A 5,233-nucleotide genomic window follows, 5' to 3' on the forward strand; every position below is an offset into this window, starting at 1 on the left:
CATTAAATTATTCCTTAAGTATTTGTCTTTTTGAAAAATATTTCTAAATTTATTTGCATAAATATTAGCATATATGCCCAAGAAATCTAAATCAGCGAAAAAATTAAAAATTCGTGTAAAAGTAGCACCAAAAAGAACACAGAAAAGACACTGATCTTTATGGAAAATTTATCTTCCGGAACATCATTTTTTTTTCTAACTTTTTATCAGAATTCAATTCAATCATGTGAAATCATGGTTGCAGAAGTATCTTCTCAATAATTCGGAATTTTATTGTTCCGAGAAAGCTTTATTCACTCAAAAAATCAATATTTCTTTTCAAGCCTGCGAACTTCGTTCTTTTAATAGGAGATTTACTGAAAATTTCAGAGAATATTTCCTGTGAAAGTTCTTGCCAGTCCTGTTTTGTGTAGTTTTTGAGATGATCATTTGGTTTAAATTTTTCCTGATGATGCGGTACGGAAAACCGGTTCCAGGGGCAAACATCCTGGCAGATGTCGCAGCCAAACATCCAGTCTTCCATTTTATTACTGAAGCTTTCCGGGATTTCATTTTTCAACTCAATGGTTGCGTAAGAAATACATTTGCTTCCGTCAATAATTTTTTCAGAAACGATGGCCTCCGTAGGGCAGGCATCGATGCATTTTCTGCAGGTACCGCAATGATCGGTGGTTGGCTTATCTTCAGAAAGATCAAGATCGCAGATAATTTCCGCCAGAAAATAAAACGAACCACTTTGTTTGGTGATAAGGTTTGCATTTTTCCCTACCCAGCCAATTCCGGATTTTCTTGCCCAGCTTCTCTCCAGAACAGGAGCCGAATCGGTAAAAACCCGGCAATGGAAATCACCGATTTCTTCTTTCAGCTCCGCCACCATTCCCTCCAGAATTGCTTTTATAATTTCGTGATAATCCTGCCCATAAGCATATTTTGAGATTTTAAAGGAATCAAAAGCTGAAATTTTTTCCTCCGGAAAGTAATTGTAGGAAAGAGAAATTACCGATTTAGAACCTTCCACAAGTAGCGTTGGATCCAGCCTTTTGTCAAAATAATTCTCCATGTACTGCATTTGCCCGTGATAATTATTCTGAAGCCAGTTTTCGAAAGGCCTGGCATCTTCTTCCAGAAATCCCGCTTTTGAAATCCCACAGTTCTGAAAACCAAATTTTTTGGCTTTGGCTTTAATTAGTGCAGAATATTTTTGCGGTAATGTGCTCATTTTTTCTAGTGCAAAACTAACATTATTTCATAAATTTGCTGTGAATCACAGTAAGTAAATCGTAACCAAATCATTTTACATTCACCCTTAAAATTTAATTTATGTCATTAGTAGAAGTATTACAATCAAAAAACTATCATTTAATTGATGTGCGCGAACCTATGGAACTTGAAATGGACGGTCATATTGAAGAAGCACAGAATATTCCTTTAGGCGAGATTGAGGACCGTAAACAAGAGATTCTTAATCTCAGTGGAACAAAAGTCTTTTTCTGCAGAAGCGGTAACCGAAGCGGAAAAGCAATGGAATATTTCAAATCGCAGGGAATGACTGATGTCTATAACGGAGGTGGATATGCAGAGGTGAAGGCAGCTTTAGAAAGTCTTTCATAATCTTTAAAAAATTATAAATGGGCCAGGTTATAAGACTTGGCTCATTTTTTTTGCCAAAATGTACGTGTTTGGTAATAAATGACAGAATTTTTATCGTAAAAATATAAACGAATGTTTAAATTTTTAAGCAATGTAACGATTTGTATTTCAGTTAAATGAGGATTTAGTGATCGTTTGCAAAGCGCAGTGTTATTCAATTTGGCACGATTTTGACAAGTAGAATCCATGTAAAATTAAAATTTAAAATTATGAAATCAATGAAGAAAACAATCCTTGCATTAGGATTAATGACCGCAGGTTTAGTGAGTGCACAAAGTGCTGATATGAGAAACATGCTTAAAGTAGGAGTTAACGGTGGTATCGCTGTTCCTGCTGAAAATGCTGGAGGAACTGTAGGAGTAGATCTTTCTTACCAGAATTTAGTAACTCCTGGTTTCGGTTTAGGTATTGCAACTGGGTACAGCCATTTCTTTGGTAGAGAAAACGGCACCATCGATAACAACGATTTCGGAGTTGTTCCTGTAGCAGCTTTAATAAGAGTGTATCCTAAGCAGACAGGTTTTTATTTAGGAACTGATTTGGGTTACGGTTTCATCGTAGGTGATGATAAAGTTGCTGCAAACAGTGCTGTTGAAAGACCAGACGGTGGTTTCTATATTAAACCGGAAATCGGATATCACAACAAAGACTGGAATTTCTCACTTCAGTATCAGAAAACATTCACAGGAGACAAAGGACAGATTAGTGACCAAAAATACAATGCTGGCGCAATCGGTGTAGGTGTTGGTTACAACATTCCTTTAGGAAAATAAAGCCTTAACGCACCGCAGTTGATAAAACCTTCTTAAATTTTTCGTTTTAAGAAGGTTTTTTTTTAAGTTTTCTAAAAACTATTATTATCTTTGGTTGATACATTAAAAAGATGGAATCTAAAAATAACTTCAAATTATATTTACCCGCTCTGAATGCTGATTGTAACGCAGATATTTCGCTTGTTGCAGCTGATATTCGTCAGGAAATAACCTATGTTGCGCACTACATAACCCAAAATAAAAAGGTTGCTGTTCAGAAAGAAGCTGCTTATAACACAAAGGATTTTGCGTCTTTTTCGGAAATTGTAAACCGGTTTATAACTGAATATTCTATCACAAGCATTGATAAGATAGCAGTAGCGGTTCCTGGCCCTGTAATTGCAGGTAAAAGCGAACCACAGCGTCTTTCCTGGACTCTTGACGCAGAAAAAATTGAGGCTGAAACCAATGTAAACAAGGTTTATCTGATCAACGATCTGGAGGCTTCGGCTTATGGGTTGGGTAATGATGATGAAAGTTGTTTTCTTACGATTCATCGGTCAGATGATTTTGTACCCGGTAACGTGGCAGTGCTTTCTCCCGGAGCCGGTTTAGGTGAGGCCGGTTTGTTCTGGGATGGTGAATGCCTGCGCCCTTTCGCAACCGAAGGCGGACACTGCGAATTTTCGCCCCGTACCAGCGATGAGGTAGAATTTTACCAGTTTCTGCAAAAAATCTACGGAATTGTAACCTGGGAATCTGTACTATCAACTTCAGGATTGTTTAATATTTACAGATTTTTACGAGATGTAAAACAGCAGAAGCAGCCAGACTGGTTAACGAAAGAAATCGAAGCCGGAAACTTTACAGAGGCAATTATAAATGGCGCGCTGGAAAAACGTGACAGAATTTGTAATATGACCATCGATACTTTTCTTATTTTCCTCGCCCGCGAAGCAAACAGTTTGGTTCTGAAACTGAAGGCAACCGGTGGTTTATATTTAACCGGCGATATTCCTGTAATGCTTCAGAAATATCTCAGCAACGATAAATTTTACAAAAACTTTATCGTAAGCGATAAAATGGAAGTTGTTCTAAAGGATATCCCGATTTATCTCGTGAAAGACCAAAAGACAATAATCAACGGAGCGGCATTGTACGCAGCGTTTTTTACAGAATAAAAGTTTTTTGAAATAATATCGATATGCTGGTGAAAGTACCGCAAAATAATACTTAAAAAATTTAAAGTTAAAGAGCAGATTTACCTGCTCTTTTTTTATTTTTACATCATGAAACTTTACGTAATTAGTGGACTTGGTGCCGATTTCAAAGTACTCGAAAAACTGAAATTTCCAAAACAGCTGGAAGTGGTTTTTCTTGATTGGTTAATGCCGGAAAGAGGCGAAAGTTTTCATCATTATGTAGAACGTATGGCCGAAAAAATCGATGATTCGCAGCCTTTTTATCTGCTCGGATATTCTTTTGGCGGAATCATGGTTCAGGAAATCGATAAAATTAAACCTGCTGAAAAAATTGTGATTCTGGGGAGCATAAAATCCGACAGGGAGAAATCACGATTCATTAAAGTTGGCGAAATCACCAAAATACCAAAATATCTTCCTGAAAATATTTTTACCGAAAAATCAGCTCTTGCGTATTCCTTTATCAGGAGGTTTTTCGATCCGAAAAATCCAAAACTGATGGATTATTTTACGGTTCGTGATCCCTATTATCTAAAATGGAGCATCGAAAAAATTGCCGAATGGAAATTTAAAGAAAACCCAAAAGTCATTCAGATTTGTGCAGATAAAGACATTGTATTTCCAATAAAATATTCGAAACCGAACTATGTGATTGAAAACGGAACACATCTTTTTCCTGCCACCAAGCACCGCGAAGTTTCCGAACTTTTAAGTAAAATTTTCAGCTGATTATTTTTTTAGATTTAAATCTTCGTCTTTCATCATCATCCGCAGCACCAGCCAAAGCCCAATAACAGCGGCTGTACAGAAAAAAATCATTGCCAATCCCGGATATCCCAAAATGGTAAAGGTTGATGGAATCCGCATCAGCAGGGCAGCACCAATAATCAGCGCAGCGATGATAACGCCAATCGATATTCTGTTCGCTACTTTCTGAAAACCGTCCGTCAGTCGCTGTTCATCAATCGCGTCTATTTTAATTTCAAATTCGTTATTGGCAAGCTTTTCTGTAATAATGTTAAGTCTTTCCGGCAGTTTTTCGGTGAGCTTTTTTGCTTCCAAAGCTTCTGCGAAGAAGTTGTCGGGTTTCAGTTCCTGAAGCATTTTTTTCTGCATCAGTTTTTCCACATTCCGTTCAATGGCACGCTGTAAATCGTAATCAGGAGTAAGTACCGCCACAATCTGATCCATATTCATCAGGATTTTCCCAAGAATATTAAGCTCCACCGGAAGTTTAATGCTTTTTTCCGCGGCAATTTTATTCATCTGAATCAGCAATCTTCCTGTCTGTAAGTCTTTTGCAGTTTTGTTCTGTGAATCTAAAACGAGGCGGTTAATTTCTTTTCTGAATCCGGCAAGATCCGCATTTTTATCGTACTCGCTCATTTTAAGCAGCGTATTGGCTGTTTCCTCTCCATTATATTTGCTGATGGCAATAAGTAACTTTAAAATATTTTCGCGCAGATCCGGGCCGAACTTAGCCACCATACCCAAATCCATGAGCGCGATTCTGTTGTCTTTGGTAAGATGAACATTTCCCGGATGTGGGTCAGCATGGGCAAATCCGTCGAAAATGATCTGTTTCAGATAAGCGGCAACCAGTTCATCAACCAACGGTTTGTAATTGGT

The 5,233-nt window shown here is 37.6% G+C and carries 6 protein-coding genes; 4 read left to right on the forward strand and 2 right to left on the reverse strand.

Going from position 1 to position 5,233, the window contains the following annotated elements:
* Positions 1 to 289: 289 nt before the first annotated feature.
* Positions 290 to 1,219, reverse strand: coding sequence for a tRNA epoxyqueuosine(34) reductase QueG (gene queG / locus V5N63_RS08495; protein WP_332033597.1), 930 nt, complete (start codon positions 1,217 to 1,219; stop codon positions 290 to 292).
* Between the two features lie 101 nt (positions 1,220 to 1,320).
* On the opposite strand from queG, the gene V5N63_RS08500 reads away from it, so the two are divergent.
* From V5N63_RS08500 to V5N63_RS08515, 4 genes are all read left to right on the forward strand, one after another.
* Positions 1,321 to 1,611, forward strand: coding sequence for a rhodanese-like domain-containing protein (locus tag V5N63_RS08500; protein ID WP_265144339.1), 291 nt, complete (start codon positions 1,321 to 1,323; stop codon positions 1,609 to 1,611).
* A 248-nt stretch (positions 1,612 to 1,859) separates the two neighbouring features.
* Positions 1,860 to 2,423, forward strand: coding sequence for a hypothetical protein (locus V5N63_RS08505; RefSeq protein WP_332033598.1), 564 nt, complete (start codon positions 1,860 to 1,862; stop codon positions 2,421 to 2,423).
* A gap of 110 nt (positions 2,424 to 2,533) precedes the next feature.
* Positions 2,534 to 3,583 (forward strand): glucokinase, encoded by a 1,050-nt coding sequence (locus tag V5N63_RS08510; RefSeq protein ID WP_332033599.1) that lies wholly within the window; start codon positions 2,534 to 2,536, stop codon positions 3,581 to 3,583.
* Positions 3,584 to 3,691: 108 nt separating this feature from the next.
* Positions 3,692 to 4,333, forward strand: coding sequence for an alpha/beta hydrolase (locus V5N63_RS08515; RefSeq protein ID WP_332033600.1), 642 nt, complete (start codon positions 3,692 to 3,694; stop codon positions 4,331 to 4,333).
* On the opposite strand, the gene V5N63_RS08520 is transcribed toward V5N63_RS08515, so the two are convergent.
* The coding region (locus V5N63_RS08520; RefSeq protein WP_332033601.1) for an AarF/UbiB family protein at positions 4,334 to 5,233 on the reverse strand (900 nt) is incomplete at its 5' end.

The sequence above is a fragment of the Kaistella sp. genome, assembly GCF_032060305.1.
Lineage (GTDB): Bacteria > Bacteroidota > Bacteroidia > Flavobacteriales > Weeksellaceae > Kaistella > Kaistella yananensis.